Origin of the sequence: Anaerobacillus sp. 1_MG-2023, assembly GCF_030547345.1 — a bacterium.
Classification (GTDB): domain Bacteria; phylum Bacillota; class Bacilli; order Bacillales; family Guptibacillaceae; genus Guptibacillus; species Guptibacillus hwajinpoensis_B.
In genome coordinates this window covers 1-16,357 of record NZ_JAUORD010000021.1, presented here as the reverse complement: position 1 = coordinate 16,357, position 16,357 = coordinate 1, and the positions used below count along the sequence as shown (strand labels likewise).

The following is a 16,357-nucleotide window of genomic DNA, read 5'->3' as shown; positions in this document are numbered from 1 at the left end:
AGTTCAAGAAAGCTCCTAAATAAAAACAGCCTGCATGAAAGGGCAGGCTGTTACAAACATATCTTATGGCTAATTTATTTCAAAAAAGGGTATGGGGAAAAGGAAGGAGGATCTTATATGCCGCAAATATTATTTAAAGTACAGGAAGTTAAGCGACTACAAGACCATCATATACCTAACACGCTTGAAGCGAACGTAGAAGTGGAGTTTATCAATCGAGAAAATGGTGAACTGCTAAAAACAGGACTAATTCCCGTTCGTTTCAATGAACACGGATCTTTCCCATCCATCTCTCATATCCAAAATTTCGAAGAAGAAAAAAAATTACAAACTAAACTCTTATTCGACATTCGACGATACGTAAGAAAACTTCGCCCCTATCTTCAGCCAGACGATGAATAACTAGGCTTCAAATAAATAACGATAAATATTACAGGCCACTTGGATATTCATAAGATCAGAAGGATCATTAAAATTAATCGTTAGTATTTCTTGTATGCGTTGAATTCGATAATTCATCGTATTAACATGAACATGGAGCTGTTCAGAAGCGTTTTTTAAATCTTGTCCGGTCGATAAGTAAACAAATAAAGTTTGAAAGAGCTCTCCTTTGCGACGTTTTTCATAAGCTAGCAACGGAGAGAGATACTCAAGCGCATAGCTTGCTAGATCTTCTTCTTTATTGTTTAACAGGAGTCGAAGCGCCCCGATTTCTCCATACCAAGATGAATAACCCGCGAATGTAAATCGCTTTAGAAATTTAATCGTCTTCTTCGCTTCTTGAAAAGATTGATCAATGGCACGGATTCCTCTAACTGGTTTTCCAATTCCGATTCTACAAATTTTTTCAGTTGTGACAGAAGCGATTAACTCATTAAAGTCTTGGATGAACTGATTAACAGTGAGAATTGATGATTCGATGCCTTTCTCATCATCTTGATGGAACAGCAAGACAATTTGACGGCCCCACTCTGTAACACGCACAGTTTTTTGATGATTTTTCTCTAGTAAATGTTTAATAGATGCATGAATACATCTTCTAAGCCATTCCTCACGTCCTTGTTCAAACTCCTGAGGTACATCGATTAAAGCGATTGTGAAATAACCATTTAATCCTGTCTTCAAACGTCCTGCAAGGTAACTTAAATCCGCTTCATCCTCTTGTGGCGATAGAAGATGGATGAGTAATTCTCCAGTTAAACGCTGTTGTTCTTTATGCTCCGATTCCTTTTTCATTAGCTGAAGACCCGCAACTGTACAGGCATGAAAAACGGCTGACTGCTCAAATCTTGTAAGTGGGAGCTTTTCAGAAAGAATAGCGAGATAACCGAGTGGAAATGACAATCGGCCAAGAGGAAAAAGTAAAGAATCTTCGTCAGTTTGCACAACTTCTAACTCATTTGTCTCATTTTGAATGGTACTCAAATGATTAAGAATAATGCTTTGTAAATTTTTTTCTGCATTCCATTCAATCTGACTGGAAGCCTTCACCTCTCCAAATGGATCATAGATGGCTACGCTCTTTCCAATAGACTTTGTGAGATACGTGCAAATTTCTTTAAACGAGTCTTCATTCATCCCTATGTCCGACAGGGCCTGGTGTGTATCTACTGAGATCGATAGACTTTCGTTTTGGTGAATCACTGTTTGATTAAATTGCTTTAACTTCTGTAAAGAAGCTTCTTTGTTTTGATACAAATTCGCGTTCATTAGTGCAATGGCCGCCTGTGAAGAAATAGCTTCCACAAGTCGGATATCATCTTCTGTAAATCCTTTTCCCCCATTAAACTGGTCGAGCACTATGACCCCTGTACAAGTACCTTCTTTTTTAATCGGGATACAAATCGTACTCAACGGTAGCTCATGTGCAGATTGGTAATATAAGCTAGCATTTTGATGAGACATCGTCCCCATAGCTTTTTCAACTTCATCACTTGTTTTGAAGTGCAAAGTGGTTTCTTTCTCAAATGCAAGACCTGTCATCGACTCACCTGAACGGAGCATGACTTCATTGACCGTCTTCTTTCGAAACCCTGTCGACCCAGCCACTTTTAAACCTTTTTGTTCTTTATCATATAGAAAAAGCACACCACCATCAGCTGCATCAATGGCTGAGACGGCTTCTTCTATAACAGACTGAATGACGGAATAGAAATCTAGTGAAGAATTAAAAATTGTTGAAACTTGCATAAGTAAATGCAACTGCCTTTTGCTAAGTTCTGCCTCATTCTCAAGTAAACCCCTCGCCATCCATTTCACTCCTTTTATTTTATGTGTTAACTTCTTCCGTCTCATAACGATGTTGTTCAAGATAAGCTAACGTTGCTTCTCCAAGCGTTTTGGCAGCAATCAACATAGCGTTCTCATCAATATCGAACATTGGATGATGATGAGGATACGTCGATTTATTCTCAGCATTACCTGCCCCGGTTAAGAAGAACGTTCCTGGAACCTCTTCTAGATAATAAGCGACATCTTCTCCTACCATTAAGGCTTCCGTTTCTATAACATTTTTCACATCAGCTACTCTTTCTGCAGCTTCCTTCAACATCACCGTTTCTTTTTCATGATTAACTACAGGAGGGTATCCTCTATCATAACTAAATGTATAGTCTGCCCCGCTACTCTCACAAGTGCCTTTAATCATTTGTTCCATATATCCAATGATCTTCTCGCGAACGTCTCGATCAAAGGTTCTAACCGTCCCTTTTAATGTTGCCGTCTCTGAAATGACATTGAAAGCTGAACCTGCGTGAAATGAACCGATAGAGATGACTGCTGTACTGGAAGGGTTGATAAACCGGCTGACAATTTGTTGAAGATTACCAACCAACTGACTGGCGATCACAATTGAATCAAGCGCTTCATGGGGAATACCGCCATGGCCACCTCTCCCTTTGATCACAATTTCAAAAGAGTCGGCAGCAGCCATAATGCGTCCTGGTTTATACGCAATTGTTCCTGTTGGGAATCCAGACCAAAGGTGTGTTCCAAAAAGAACATCCACTCCCTCTAGGCACCCGTCTTCAATCATTGGCTTTGCTCCACCAGGTGTAATCTCTTCAGCGAATTGATGAATAAAGACGACGCGACCTGCTAATTGATCTTTTTGCTCATGTAGTGCTTTTGCTAAGTGGAGAAGAGTTGATGTATGACCATCATGACCGCACGCATGCATCACACCTGGGACAGTGGATTTGTAGGGTACTTCTTTTTCATCATTGATTGGAAGGGCATCAAAATCAGCACGTAACCCAACTGTCTTTCCTGGCATTGCTCCTTCTAAAGAAGCCACCACTCCTCTGCCACCGACATTTATTTTAACGTCCATACCAAGTTCCTCGTAGAAATCTGCAATTAGTTTAGGTGTTCGTACTTCATGGAATGACAATTCAGGATGCTGATGAAGATCTCTTCTTAGGTCAATCATTTGTGGTACTAAATCTTCTAATCTCTCAAAAAGCGCTTTTCTCATGTTTCATTCCCCTCTCCTCTATCTAAAACAAAATAAACTTCACTCTCTTATTACGTTACGAGTATTTTAACAAAAATTCTGAACTTTATAAGTAGAAATAAGAAATCTATTGTGAAATATAAAGGATTCTTCTATGTAAGCGCTGTATTTTCATTGAATCACCAAAATGACTAGTGCCGAGTATTGTCATTCCATGAATATCGTTAGTTGCAATAGAGGTATTCCTTTTTTAAAATGAATAGTATTAGAAGGGAGAGTCAAGATGAATATATTGATTTTAGGAGCAACAGGACGAGTCGGAAGCAACATTCTTACATTAGCTCTCTCCGATCGGCATCAGGTGACTGTTTTAGCACGATCACCTGAGAAGCTCCCTACAAATAGTAACCTTACGATTGTCGAAGGGGATGTTCTCAATGAAGACGTCGTTGAAAAAGCCGCCAAGGACGTTGATGTGATCGTTAGTGCACTTGGTACTGATAAAACAACAACGTTATCAGAAAGCACCCCGATCTTAATACGGGTGATGAAAAAGCAACAGATTAACCGGATTATCACCGTAGGAACTGCTGGCATACTTAATAGCCGAGTCGAACCAACTGTCTATCGTTTTGAATCCTCTGAATCTAAACGAAAGACAACGCGAGCAGCAAAGGAACATCTTGCTGTTTATGAAATGCTCTCTGCTAGCGATCTGGACTGGTCAATCATCTGTCCTACTTATTTACCAGATGGCCCCGCAATAGGAGAATATCGCGTGGAAGAAGAATATCTTCCTAATGGTGGTCGTGAAATATCAACCGGAGACACGGCTGCATTTGTATACAAGGAACTATTCGATCGCAATCACTCCTGTAAACGTGTGGGGATTGCTTACTAACTACTGTGACATGCCTGTATCTTTTATCGTCACATCGACGCTTACTGATACAGGTATTGTTTCAAGGTAGTCATATTTATCTAATTTCTTCCATTCTTCATAAGATAGTGAATGCCTAATATACCGCCCTAGTCCAAGACTATCCGTGTGATTTTCTTTTAACACTTTAAGAATCCCCTCGCCGTCATCTTCAATATGTTTTGCAATCACCTTTTCAATTTTCTTAGTTTCGATAGTACTTGATATATCTTTTGCTCCAGTATCCTCAATGACTGAGCCACGCATCTTCACTTTTATTTGAATGTGATCCACCTTACCATTACTTTTAACAACCTTAATTTTCCTATTACTCTTAATATAATCAAAATGGAGATTGCGGATATTATCACCATCCGGAATTTTAATCGTTAATTCCCCCTTTTTTACTTTCCCAAGAAGAAACAAGAATACTTTTGATTGAAATAAATCCAAATGAGCCACGTACTGATCTTCTCGAAAAAGAGCAGTTCCCTTTAACACTAAATCATCATCTTCTTTAGTAAAAAGAGGCGCAACGGGATCTATGCCATCATCAAAGTAATCTCTTGAAAAATGAAAAATGTCCATCTCTGGAATCGTAAATTTATCCGTTTCTGTTTTTAACATTTTATCAACATAGCTACCTACATCTGGTTCAACATCTGTCTTAATAATCTCCTCCCCTTCTCCAAACGCCATCACCAGCTTCACTTGTGAACCAATTTCCTGATCTCTTTCCATTGATGTAATGACACGACTAACTCCCTCCTCAGCTAGCGTTCTTCCTATTATGATCGAATGGATTTGTCCATTGACAACCTGTTGCCTCGTTTTGGATGATAGAAGATCTTCAGCTTCTTTTTTTGAATTGGCTACCGTTTCAATGATTTCGTCCTTCTGGGATGTCTCACTTGATAAATCGGGAAATGAAGCCGTTACTTTTAACTTTCCTTCCTCCCCTTCTATCCGGTCAAAACTAATCATACTAATAATCGCCAGGTCTTCAATTACTTTCTTATCATTACAGCTTGTCAGAACGATCATGGCTAAGATAACAAAACATAGCTTTCTGTTATTCCGCATGTCGTTTCCTCCTTATACTTCTGATCCAAAGCGTTACGAGCAATAGTATAGGAAGCCCAAACGCAATCCCTGCAGCTGCTAATCCAAAAATCAACAGCCAGGGCGCTAGCTCATATGCTACATCTACCTTTAACGTGATCAAATAGGCCACAAAGATGAGTATGAATACACACCACTTTTCATTAATAGCAGGTATTGCTCTATGAAGAAGAAGTTTCGCCGCCCATAAATACATAACGACGGTTATAAGAATTTTCATCAAGAACAAATTGAAAACAAGACTTTCAATCCGCTCAATAAGCTCAATTTCAATATAGGCAATCAAATTCAGCACTGGAAAACTAGTTAATTTAAGCTGATCAAATGAAAAATACATAAATGAAACGAAACATGTAAGCCCATATACAACTGTTGTAATGACATGCCCAACATAAACGCTACGAAACCATTTAGGTTTTGTTTGATCAATATAAGGAAAGAGAAAGAGCACAATTTCAAAACCAAGGAATGCAGTATAAACCTCGATCATTCCTTGGATGGGATTATTGCCACCTTTAAATATAAATGGGGTTAAACGCATAAATGAAGAATAAGGAATATGATAAATGAGCATAAATGTCATCCAAATCGTAAAAAAAAAGAAAACGGTTGTTGTTTTCGTAATCGTATAGATGTCTTTAAGGACAAGATATAGGGCGAGGAGCAAGATGATACTGTATAGCAACAGCAAACTGGTATTTTGAAAAGCAAGGACTTGCGTGATGAGCATATAATCTTTACCTACTAGAAGGGGCAGAATCGACCATATAATCGCTAATATGACATAAAAAGGGGCAAGAACCTTTTGCGGAACAAGCCCTTCCATAATTTCAAATACATCTTCTCCCCTCCTAAAACGATTCACAAGAGAAACGAGAAAGATGTTAAAGCCAGCAATGAGGGAAATAATAAGAATCATAACCCAGCCATTTGTTCCGAAATTCACCGCCAGCATTCGAGGCAATTTATATAGCGTTACACCTGATTGAATCATGTAAATCAGGATGGCGAGGTGGAATGGCGCGATTTTTTCCGACATAAATATCCCTCAATTTCTATCAGCTACTTATTTCATTCTTTTTTTATTTGAACTTCTCGGTATAGCTGGTCTCGTTTTCATTAATGAGTATGGAGCCCTTAATAAGAAGTCACCCCAGTCTTTTTTCAAAAACGGAGATAATGGCGCTAAATATGGCGCGCCAACGCTCGTTAAACTGCTTAAATGAATCACAAGGATCGTCAAACCGATTACGATTCCGAGGTTGCCAAGTATTCCTGCGAGTAGAATTAAACCAAATCGCGTCAGTCGGATACTTGCACTCATCACATAACTTGGAACTACAAAAGAAGCAATGGCTGAGCTTGCCACAACAATAATGAGTACGTTGCTTGTAATCCCCGCTTGAACTGCCGCTTGTCCAATGACAATACCGCCTACAATACCAATCGTTTGGCCAACTTTTGTAGGCAAGCGTGCCCCGGCTTCTCGTAAGAATTCAAGCGTGACTTCCATTATTAACGCTTCATATAAAGGATCAAATGGTACTTTGCTTCTCGAACCGGCAAGAGTTGTTAGAAGTGACTGGGGAATCATTTCATAATGAAAGGATGTGACGGCAACGTAAAGGGCCGTAAACCCAATCGTAATAATGAATGCACCAAAGCGCAGTAGTCTTGTTGCCGTTCCCGTAATCCACCTTTGGTAATAGTCATCACCCGTTTGAAAGAAATCAAAGAAGCTGGAAGGGGTAATAATCACTGCAGGACTACCGTCCATCACAATGACAACTTTTCCTTCTACAAGTGCTGCTGCAATCGCATCTGGCCTTTCTCTTAACATAAATTGTGGAAAAAGCGCATTAGGTTGATCTTCAATTAATTGAGTGAGTATATGTGAATCATAAACGGCATCAATTTCAATTTTTTCAATCCGATTAATCAAATCTTGAACGATTTCATCATTTGCAATTCCTTTAATATGAAGAACATAGACGCTTCCGTTTGCCACTTCTCCTACTGGAATTTCATTGATTTTCAAATGTGAACTTCTCACACGCCTTCGGATCATCGAAAGATTGATTTCACTGCTCTCGACAAATCCCTCATGTGGTCCCGTAATCGTTGTTTCCGTTTCGGAAGGCTGAATTTCACGCTGCTTTGGTCCGGAGATATTGATCAAATAAGCAGTCTCTTTATGAAAAACAACCGCCTCTCCCTTTAAAATGCCATCAATTAGCTTCTTCTCATCATCTAATTTGTGAAAATTCGATCTTCTAAGGAAAGGAAGGGAAGCTTCTTCAGAAGCATTGTAAAATGGTTCAAGCAACTCCATTTTCAGCAGTTGATCGTTTACTAAATGTAGGAAATAAATTATTGAAATGCCTAGCTCTGGGAACGTTCGATGAACGAGGTCATCACAACCGCTGAAGTTATCTAAAACAAGCTCCTGAAGGTTGGTTTCGTTGTCTTTTTGGTTATCCGATTGCTGACCCATTTCTTTTAATTTATGAAGTCGTTTGATTGTTCTTCTTTTACCCACTGTAAATCCTCCCTCTTACATTAGTTCTAGCTTTTGGAGATAACGTGTGAAATATGCATTTCTTGGGATAAAGAAGTCACAAATACAATTGATGCTAAATGAAAACAAAAAAAGAAGACGAGCTTTTTATTAGCCGTCTTCTTCTCGTTTTATTTTTGTTTTAGTGCCGCTTCAAGTGCAATAATCATCATCTCTTTAAAGGTTGTTTGACGTTCCTCAGAAGTCGTTTCTTCCCCCGTTACGATATGATCGCTAACGGTTAACACGGTTAAAGCATTCACACCGAATTTAGCAGCAATTGTATATAAAGCAGAAGTTTCCATCTCTACACCAAGAACCTGATAGTCAGCAAGCTGCTGGAAAATTTCCGGATTGTCACGATAGAAGGAATCACTTGTAAACACATTCCCTACATGAACGTTCATTTCCTTTTCAGCTGCAGCGTCGTATGCGTTTTTCAATAGGTTAAAATCAGCTGTAGGAGCAAAGTCCATGCCATTAAACTGAAGGCGATTCACACCTGAGTCCGATGTTGCGCTCATCGCAAGAATAACATCTCTTACTTTTACTTCCTTCTTTAAAGCTCCACATGTTCCAACGCGAATAAGATTCTTAACGCCATAGCTCTGAATCAATTCGTTCACATAAATCGAAATAGAAGGAACACCCATTCCAGTTCCTTGAACAGAAATTCGTTCGCCTTTGTATGTACCCGTATATCCAAGCATACCTCTTACTTCGTTGTAGCAAACGACATCTTCTAGAAATGTCTCTGCGATATACTTAGCACGAAGCGGATCACCTGGTAATAGTATTGTTTCCGCAATATCCCCTTGTTTTGCACCAATATGAACACTCATAATCGTACCTCCTTGAATTAATACGTACACTAACAAAAGTAGCATAAGATCCGCCCATATGCCACACGCAATCATATAAATGTAGCCTGTCCTTCCTTAAAACACACTATACAAGAGGCTATCCAGCTTACTAAATGCTAAGTATACTGTTGTTGATCTTTGGCTTATTCGGTTGGTCATCACAGAGCGTAAATGAACCAAAGATCAACATCATTCATTAACTTAACCATAAAAAAAGCCCGAAGCAAATGCTTCAGACTTTCTTATCCAAGGTCTTAATAATATGGTGAGATCATCAAGTAAACGACAACACCTGTCATACTAACGTAAAGCCAGATCGGCATCGTCCACCTAGCGATTTTACGGTGTTTATCCACTTGCATGTTTAATCCTCTCGTAACCGTAATTAAAGCCAGAGGAACTATAGCGGCAGCTAAAATAATGTGCGTAATTAAAATAAAGAAGTAAATGGGAACGATGATGCCTTCTCCTCCAAACGAAGTGGATTCAGAAAGCCCATGATACGTCACATATGAAACGAGAAAGAGTGCCGTTGTTGTAAAAGCAGCAAAAATAAACCGCTTATGCATTTTAATATTTTTTTGCATTATAAAAATGAGCGCTGCTACTAAGAAAACAAATGTAAAGCTATTAAAAACAGCATTTAGCAAAGGAAGCAGCGTAATATCAAATCCTACGTCACCACTATACTCAGGTAGGAAAAAAAGAACAACAACGAGCACATTCACTGCAATTGATAGCCCGACAATCCATGGTGTATAATTCCGTTGTTTAACATCATTCATTAGATTTCTTCTCCTTATCACAATAATCTACCTTTTAAGGATAAGAAAGTTTCTCGGATTGAGCAACCAATGAGATTCATCTCACACGTAAAGTTCAAATTTGTGACACGAATTGTTCACATTAAGGTGTCCATTGATCATGAATAATCCCAATTAAATAGAATTGTCCGTTATATTCAGAGAATACCAATTTAAGACTTTTCCAATCCATTCCTTCGAATTCTTCCGACCCAGGCACAAAAAATTCGACATAGTGACTTTCCGGAAACACATCCTTAATATTCTGTATGCTATTTGTTTCCTGATGAATGCCATCAAATGTTACGATTTCAGTCTCGCTAAATTCTTCATCGTATACATATGCATTAAAATATTCCTCAGGCGATAAACGAATAGGATCCCCTCTTCCTGCTTCTGTTCCCCATTCAAGCTGCTTAGAGTTTTTAAAGAACTCTTTTAGTTGAGCTGGCATAAACACTTGAGCTCGTTTTACTTCTATCGTTCCATAGGGAGAAAATAGCACACCTTTTTTTGGATGAACAAATTTAGAAAGCGTTTTGGCATCTTTCGATTTAATCGCATTTAACACGTTATACCCTTGCTTCATTACAATACTTTGTACAGATTCTGTACGCTCTGCTTCCACTTCTCCAGAATCTTGAGGCTTTTCCTCAACAGTTGAGCATGAAATACTGAAAGCAAGAAGCAGGAAGAAGATGACCAGTTTTTTTAACATTGTACTCATCCTCCCTTTTCTTCTCAATCACTTACCTACTATATTCGCCGTAATTGAATCTATTCATTCTATTCCAAAAAAATTTACGAATCTTCCCTTCGTAATCCTTGTACATACCTTTCCGCAAATGAATCAGCTTGGTATCGCTTTCAGCCATGTACCATTATATTTATTTTTCAAAATCCTACCGTAACTTCAATCACACAATTTGATTTTAACGCGAAAAAGCTATAAAATTTTTACTTGGGAACCCGGTAATATCTTCTATTACGGGATCGATAGAATTTCAGCAGACGTTTTATCACTAACAGTCTTTACTGATGAATTAAGGAATTCACTGTTCCTTCCATAAGTTCCCTCTGGAACAGCAATAATCAAAAAGTGAGGTCACAAAGATGAATCAACCATCAAAACAGGCTTCTGTTATCGTGATTTTCGGTGCAACAGGAGATCTTGCCAAACGCAAGCTATTTCCATCACTCTATAATCTCTATTGCAAGGGAGTACTTGCAGAGGATTTCGCTGTTGTTGGAGTAGCAAGAAGACAACTTACTAATGAAGAATTCCGTTCAAATGTTCATGACTCTGTTATACATACAGCATGCATGGATAAAGATGACAAGCATGAAGAATTTAGCAGTCACTTCTTCTACCAACCATTTGATGTTACAAAGAAAGAATCTTACCAGGAGTTAAATGAATTAACCCAATCGCTTGATGAGAAATTTAACATTCCTGGAAATCGCATTTTTTATATGGCGATGGCTCCAGAATTCTTTGGAACAATTGCATTAAATCTAGACTCTGAAGGTTTAACAGATGGTGATGGCTTTAATCGCCTCGTTATCGAAAAACCTTTTGGCCACAATTTCCCATCAGCTCAAAAGCTGAATGATGAAATTCGTCAAGTTTTCTCTGAAGATGAAGTTTATCGCATCGATCACTACCTTGGAAAAGAAATGGTGCAGAATATCGAAGCGATTCGCTTCGCCAATTCGATGTTTGAACCACTTTGGAACAGTCGCCACATTTCAAATATCCAGATTACATCTAGTGAAACGGTTGGTGTCGAAACACGTGGCGGATACTATGAAAAGTCTGGTGCCCTACGTGATATGGTCCAAAACCATGTGCTACAGATGGTTTCACTTCTAGCAATGGAACCGCCTGTTAGCCTCTCAACAGAAGAGATTCGTGGTGAGAAGGTTAAAGTACTTCGCGCGCTTCGTGCTGTTAAACCGGAAGAAGTAAATGATTACTTCGTTCGCGGTCAATACAAGCAAGGCGAAGTAAATGGAGAAACATTACCAGGCTACCGTGAAGAAGATAATGTGGATGAAGAATCAAATACAGAAACATTCGTTGCAGCGAAGCTAATGATTGATAATTTCCGCTGGGCGGGTGTTCCATTCTATATTCGCACTGGTAAACGAATGACAAATAAATCTACTAAAATTCTGATTGAGTTCAAAGACTTGCCAATGAACCTCTATAAGAATGAAAGTGGCAAGCTTGGACCGAATATTCTTGTTATTCACATTCAACCTGAAGAAGGCATTACGCTTCACTTGAATGCAAAAGATACAGGCGATATGCGTAAAACAACACCGATCCAGTTGAATTTCAATAACGATCAGGAAAACAACATGAACTCCCCAGAAGCATATGAACGCTTGCTTCATGATGTGATGCGCGGAGATGCAACAAACTTTGCTCGCTGGGATGAAGTAGCTCTCTCATGGCAGTTCATTGACCCTATTTCGGTTACATGGGCAAACGAGAAAGAACAGGACTTCCCGAACTACCCAGCAGGTTCGATGGGACCAAAAGCGGCAGATAAGCTTCTTGAAAATGACAACTTACACTGGTGGCCCCTACCGAAAGAGTAAAGTGATTGAGACGCTGGAACTCTATAAATTGAACACGCTCTTTGTGTTCCTATTCAACAAACATCGTAGTTTCTGCGATTCATCGCAATTAATTCAAAATGACAAAAGAAAGATACGTGCTTCACGTATCTTTCTTTATCATATACACTACTATTTGAAAGGAAGTGTTTCTTAATGAAAATGTATGATGTAAGTGCACCTATCTTTAATGGAATGGCCGTTTATAAGAACAAGGAAGAAAAACAGCCTGAAATCAACACGAAGACGAATGGACATGTAACAGAGTCTCGTCTATCACTTGATGTACATACGGGAACTCACGTAGATGCTCCGCTTCATATGGTGAATGATGGAGCAACGATTGAATCGATTAATCAAGAAGATCTTGTTGGTAAAGCCAAAGTAATCGACGTCACCAATGTAAAAGGTGCGATATCTGATAAAGATATTGAAGCAGAAGACATCCAAGAAGGAGACTTTATCCTTTTCAAATCACAAAACTCTTTCGAAGAGGAATTTAACTTTGACTTTGTTTTCGTTGGTGAAGACGCTGCACGCTACCTTGCAGAGCGAAACATTCGCGGAGTTGGCGTAGATGGTCTTGGTATTGAACGTAGCCAGCCTGAGCACCCTACACACCGCTCTTTATTCGAAAAGGATGTTATCATCATGGAAGGCTTACGCCTAAAAGACGTGGCCGCTGGAGAATACTTCATGGTTGCTGCACCTTTAAAACTTCAAGGAACAGATGCATCACCTGCTCGCGTTTTATTGTTTGAAGGATTAAAAGAAGCATAGTACAAAGAAAGCCAGGGAGAATCCCTGGCTTTCTTACTATCTTCTGTGATTGATTTACCCATACTGATAATATGGAGGGTTTTCATGAAGTCCCTACTTTATCTTTCTAGTAAGTTAAATTCTCGATTGACTCCATGTATATGGTTCTTCTCTGTGGTCATTTTCGCCTTATTTCTCGCATTTATTCTTCCTGAAGTATCGGAAAGATCTCATGAAGTCACTGGAACAAGTGATTCTCCTGATGGCTCTTTCTTTTATACTCCCGAAAAGCTATATAGCGTTGCAGAGCAATATGGAGAAAGCGGGAGAAGCTATTATATTAAAGAGCGTTTCAGCTTTGATATTATTTGGCCGCTCGTTTACTGGTTCTTTTTAACCACATCGATTACTGTTCTCTTCCGATCTATTTCCAACGAAAAATGGCTTCTTCTTAACTTACTCCCCGCTTTCGGTGTTCTATTTGATTACTTAGAAAACATTTCAACATCTGCTGTCATGTATTTTTATCCAACTACGTTCTCATTCATTTCATGGAGTGCACCATTCTTCACCTCAATCAAATGGTCATGCATTTATGCTAGTTTTTTACTCATACTCATTGGCGTTCTTTTGCAATTCATTCAAGTTGGCATAAAGATGGTGTATAAATTAAAAAACTGAAAGTAAAAAAACCGCTAACCCTCCCTTAAGGAAGTGATTAGCGGTTGTTTGTTTAACTTTTAGTCTTCAAGCCATTCTGTGTGGAACACACCTTCGCGATCAATACGCTGATACGTATGAGCGCCGAAATAGTCTCGCTGCGCCTGTAGAAGGTTTGCTGGAAGAGTTTCGCTACGATAGCTGTCATAGTAAGCAATCGCGCTTGCAAGCCCAGGAACAGGAATTCCACGCTGTACAGCAAGTGAAACGATATCACGAGCAGCACCCTGATAAGATTCAACGATTTCCTTGAAGTATGGATCAAGAAGAAGGTTCGTTAAGCTTGGCTCACGGTCATAAGCTTCTTTAATGTTTTGAAGGAAACCAGCACGGATAATGCAACCACCGCGGAAGATCATAGCGATTGAACCGTAATCTAGGTTCCAATCATACTCATCTGAAGCAGAACGCATTTGTGCGAAGCCTTGTGCGTAAGAACAAATCTTACTCAAGTAGAGAGCTTTACGAATCTTCTCAATTAGTTCTTCTTTATTACCATCAAACGCTGGGACATTAGGTCCAGCAAGAAGTTTGCTTGCTTTCACGCGCTCTTCTTTCATTGCAGAAATGAAGCGGGAGAAAACAGATTCCGTAATGATTGAAAGTGGTACACCAAGATCAAGAGCACTTTGACTTGTCCATTTACCTGTACCTTTTTGTCCAGCTGTATCGAGAATGACGTCTACAAGCGCTTTGCCTGTTTCAGGGTCTTTCTTCGTAAAGATATCAGCTGTAATTTCGATAAGGTAGCTATCAAGCTCACCTTTATTCCATTCTTTAAATACTTCGTGAAGCTCATCAGTCGAAAGACCAAGCACGTTCTTCATCATGTAATAAGCTTCGCCGATTAACTGCATGTCACCATACTCGATGCCGTTATGCACCATTTTCACATAGTGACCCGCTCCATCTGGACCGATATATGTTGTACAAGGATCGCCATCTACGTTTGCAGCGATCGCCTTAAAGATATCTTCAACTTCACTAAACGCATCCGGTTGTCCACCAGGCATAATAGAAGGACCATTAAGTGCGCCTTCTTCTCCACCAGAAACACCAGTACCAATAAAGCGAATACCTTTTTCTTTCAAATCTTCGCTACGCTTTTGCGTGTCTTTAAAGAACGCATTCCCGCCATCAATGATGATATCATCTTTATCAAGATGTGGAAGCAACTGGTCAATCGTCGCATCCGTCGGCATGCCGGCTTTAACCATTAGCAAAATTTTTCTAGGTGTTTCTAGAGATTGAACGAACTCTTCAATGCTGTATGTATCCTGAAAATTTCGTCCTTCAACTTCTGACATCATTTCTTTTGTTTTTTCTTCAGATCGGTTATACACAGAAACAGAATAGCCGCGACTTTCGATGTTCATCGCAAGGTTCTTCCCCATAACCGCCAATCCAATAACACCAATTTGTTGTTTTGACATCTTATTCCCTCCAGCTCATTTCCTATTTTTCGTTAACTCACCAATCGCAAACCGTTTTGTTACAAGTGAACATACTATTTAAATAGTATGTTCACCTGCTATCAACCTAGTCACGCGAACAGTCTGACAGTATGCATTATACGTCTTTCCTGCTAACCGTGCAAAGATTAGTAACTAAATAACAGGGTATAAATAACCTATAAATATCATGATTTAAAATGACCTATTCACTAGATCCTTATCACGCCAACGAAGTATGCGCTTACAAAATTCATCATTGGGAAACAGGGGAAATAACGATTATACTTAATGAGTTAACATAGATAGAAAAGGAGTGATTGAATTTTGAACGAAAAACAACGCGCAGGCGAAGAAGCCGCTAACTATGTTCAGAATGGAATGGTTGTTGGGCTCGGTACTGGCAGTACTGTCTATTGGACAATCCTCAAAATCGCCCGCATGGTTAAAGAGGGATTGGATATTAAGGGAGTAGCCACATCGACCAATACTGAAATACTCGCTCGCGATAACGGTATTCCCCTTCTATCCCTTGAAGAAGTGTCATCCATTGACTTAACAATTGATGGGGCAGATGAACTTACAGAAGATTTAACCCTTATAAAAGGAGGTGGCGGTGCCTTACTTCGCGAAAAAATTATCGCTTATCACTCGACACATATGATCGTTGTTGCTGACTCTAATAAATTTGTGAAAAAGCTTGGGTCCTTTCCTCTTCCAGTAGAAATCGTTCCTTTTGGATATTTAAAAACCATTAACGCTTTAAAGAAATTTGGATGTCAAACGGCCATACGAAAAAATGAAGGTTCATTTTACGTCACGGATAATGGAAACTACATCGTCGATTGTCAGTTCGGAGAAATTGATTACCCTTCTACTTTGCACGACAATCTTAATCAGATTCCAGGTGTTGTAGACAACGGGCTTTTTATTGGCTATGCAGCTAAAGCCATTATTGGTCAGGAAAACACAATTACATATGTGGAGAAATAATAAAACCCGGCAGATTGATATTATCCCCTTTAAGTAGACATTCAAAAAAACCTCCATGATATGGTGGAGGAAAGAATGATGCTTGGAGGGG

The 16,357-nt window shown here is 39.3% G+C and carries 15 protein-coding genes; 6 read left to right on the top strand and 9 right to left on the bottom strand.

Going from position 1 to position 16,357, the window contains the following annotated elements; translation table 11 throughout:
- The first annotated feature begins 117 nt into the window (after positions 1-117).
- The gene (locus Q4550_RS22095) at positions 118-402 is read left to right on the top strand and encodes a hypothetical protein (protein ID WP_303536124.1); all 285 of its coding nucleotides are present in this window, start codon (positions 118-120) and stop codon (positions 400-402) included.
- Here Q4550_RS22095 and Q4550_RS22090 read toward each other — a convergent pair whose 3' ends face one another.
- Together Q4550_RS22090 and Q4550_RS22085 are read right to left on the bottom strand one after the other, a co-directional pair.
- Positions 403-2,250, bottom strand: a complete 1,848-nt coding sequence (locus Q4550_RS22090) for a helix-turn-helix domain-containing protein (protein ID WP_303536122.1) — start codon at positions 2,248-2,250, stop codon at positions 403-405.
- 19 nt (positions 2,251-2,269) lie between these two features.
- Positions 2,270-3,475 (bottom strand): M20 family metallopeptidase, encoded by a 1,206-nt coding sequence (locus Q4550_RS22085; protein WP_303536120.1) that lies wholly within the window; start codon positions 3,473-3,475, stop codon positions 2,270-2,272.
- 262 nt (positions 3,476-3,737) lie between these two features.
- Between Q4550_RS22085 and Q4550_RS22080 the strand changes: the two genes are divergently transcribed.
- Positions 3,738-4,355, top strand: a complete 618-nt coding sequence (locus Q4550_RS22080) for an NAD(P)-dependent oxidoreductase (RefSeq protein ID WP_303536117.1) — start codon at positions 3,738-3,740, stop codon at positions 4,353-4,355.
- Here the strand turns inward: Q4550_RS22080 and Q4550_RS22075 are convergent, their stop codons facing one another.
- From Q4550_RS22075 to Q4550_RS22050, 6 genes are all read right to left on the bottom strand, one after another.
- Complete coding sequence (locus tag Q4550_RS22075) at positions 4,356-5,456, bottom strand: Ger(x)C family spore germination protein (protein ID WP_303536113.1); 1,101 nt, start codon at positions 5,454-5,456, stop codon at positions 4,356-4,358.
- Complete coding sequence (locus Q4550_RS22070) at positions 5,446-6,534, bottom strand: GerAB/ArcD/ProY family transporter (protein WP_303536111.1); 1,089 nt, start codon at positions 6,532-6,534, stop codon at positions 5,446-5,448. Before Q4550_RS22070 ends, Q4550_RS22075 begins: the two co-directional genes overlap by 11 nt.
- 27 nt (positions 6,535-6,561) lie before the next feature.
- Positions 6,562-8,034: a spore germination protein gene (locus tag Q4550_RS22065; protein WP_303536108.1), complete on the bottom strand. Its 1,473-nt coding sequence runs from the start codon at positions 8,032-8,034 to the stop codon at positions 6,562-6,564.
- Positions 8,035-8,183: 149 nt separating this feature from the next.
- Entirely contained in the window at positions 8,184-8,894 is a 711-nt protein-coding gene (gene deoD, locus Q4550_RS22060; protein ID WP_303536105.1) for a purine-nucleoside phosphorylase, read from the bottom strand.
- Between the two features lie 275 nt (positions 8,895-9,169).
- Complete coding sequence (locus Q4550_RS22055) at positions 9,170-9,700, bottom strand: DUF420 domain-containing protein (RefSeq protein WP_303536102.1); 531 nt, start codon at positions 9,698-9,700, stop codon at positions 9,170-9,172.
- A 121-nt stretch (positions 9,701-9,821) separates the two neighbouring features.
- Positions 9,822-10,436, bottom strand: coding sequence for a hypothetical protein (locus Q4550_RS22050; protein ID WP_303536099.1), 615 nt, complete (start codon positions 10,434-10,436; stop codon positions 9,822-9,824).
- A gap of 395 nt (positions 10,437-10,831) precedes the next feature.
- On the opposite strand from Q4550_RS22050, the gene zwf reads away from it, so the two are divergent.
- The 3 genes from zwf to Q4550_RS22035 all read left to right on the top strand — a co-directional run bounded on the left by zwf (position 10,832) and on the right by Q4550_RS22035 (position 13,783).
- Complete coding sequence (zwf, locus tag Q4550_RS22045; RefSeq protein ID WP_303536097.1) at positions 10,832-12,325, top strand: glucose-6-phosphate dehydrogenase; 1,494 nt, start codon at positions 10,832-10,834, stop codon at positions 12,323-12,325.
- A gap of 174 nt (positions 12,326-12,499) precedes the next feature.
- Positions 12,500-13,123, top strand: coding sequence for a cyclase family protein (locus tag Q4550_RS22040; protein WP_303536096.1), 624 nt, complete (start codon positions 12,500-12,502; stop codon positions 13,121-13,123).
- Between the two features lie 84 nt (positions 13,124-13,207).
- Positions 13,208-13,783, top strand: a complete 576-nt coding sequence (locus Q4550_RS22035) for a hypothetical protein (protein WP_303536094.1) — start codon at positions 13,208-13,210, stop codon at positions 13,781-13,783.
- Between the two features lie 59 nt (positions 13,784-13,842).
- On the opposite strand, the gene gndA is transcribed toward Q4550_RS22035, so the two are convergent.
- Positions 13,843-15,255: an NADP-dependent phosphogluconate dehydrogenase gene (gene gndA, locus Q4550_RS22030; protein ID WP_194221066.1), complete on the bottom strand. Its 1,413-nt coding sequence runs from the start codon at positions 15,253-15,255 to the stop codon at positions 13,843-13,845.
- 345 nt (positions 15,256-15,600) lie between these two features.
- On the opposite strand from gndA, the gene rpiA reads away from it, so the two are divergent.
- Positions 15,601-16,266 (top strand): ribose-5-phosphate isomerase RpiA, encoded by a 666-nt coding sequence (gene rpiA / locus Q4550_RS22025; RefSeq protein WP_303536091.1) that lies wholly within the window; start codon positions 15,601-15,603, stop codon positions 16,264-16,266.
- The last annotated feature ends 91 nt before the right edge of the window (positions 16,267-16,357 follow it).

Bases quoted from the DNA above. Each gene is read 5' to 3' on its own strand.
- Q4550_RS22095 (WP_303536124.1), top strand. From the start codon at position 118: ATGCCGCAAATATTATTTAAAGTACAGGAAGTTAAGCGACTACAAGAC.
- Q4550_RS22090 (WP_303536122.1), bottom strand. From the start codon at position 2,250: ATGGCGAGGGGTTTACTTGAGAATGAGGCAGAACTTAGCAAAAGGCAG.
- Q4550_RS22085 (WP_303536120.1), bottom strand. From the start codon at position 3,475: ATGAGAAAAGCGCTTTTTGAGAGATTAGAAGATTTAGTACCACAAATG.
- Q4550_RS22080 (WP_303536117.1), top strand. From the start codon at position 3,738: ATGAATATATTGATTTTAGGAGCAACAGGACGAGTCGGAAGCAACATT.
- Q4550_RS22075 (WP_303536113.1), bottom strand. From the start codon at position 5,456: ATGCGGAATAACAGAAAGCTATGTTTTGTTATCTTAGCCATGATCGTT.
- Q4550_RS22070 (WP_303536111.1), bottom strand. From the start codon at position 6,534: ATGTCGGAAAAAATCGCGCCATTCCACCTCGCCATCCTGATTTACATG.
- deoD (WP_303536105.1), bottom strand. From the start codon at position 8,894: ATGAGTGTTCATATTGGTGCAAAACAAGGGGATATTGCGGAAACAATA.
- Q4550_RS22055 (WP_303536102.1), bottom strand. From the start codon at position 9,700: ATGAATGATGTTAAACAACGGAATTATACACCATGGATTGTCGGGCTA.
- Q4550_RS22050 (WP_303536099.1), bottom strand. From the start codon at position 10,436: ATGTTAAAAAAACTGGTCATCTTCTTCCTGCTTCTTGCTTTCAGTATT.
- zwf (WP_303536097.1), top strand. From the start codon at position 10,832: ATGAATCAACCATCAAAACAGGCTTCTGTTATCGTGATTTTCGGTGCA.
- Q4550_RS22040 (WP_303536096.1), top strand. From the start codon at position 12,500: ATGAAAATGTATGATGTAAGTGCACCTATCTTTAATGGAATGGCCGTT.
- Q4550_RS22035 (WP_303536094.1), top strand. From the start codon at position 13,208: ATGAAGTCCCTACTTTATCTTTCTAGTAAGTTAAATTCTCGATTGACT.
- gndA (WP_194221066.1), bottom strand. From the start codon at position 15,255: ATGTCAAAACAACAAATTGGTGTTATTGGATTGGCGGTTATGGGGAAG.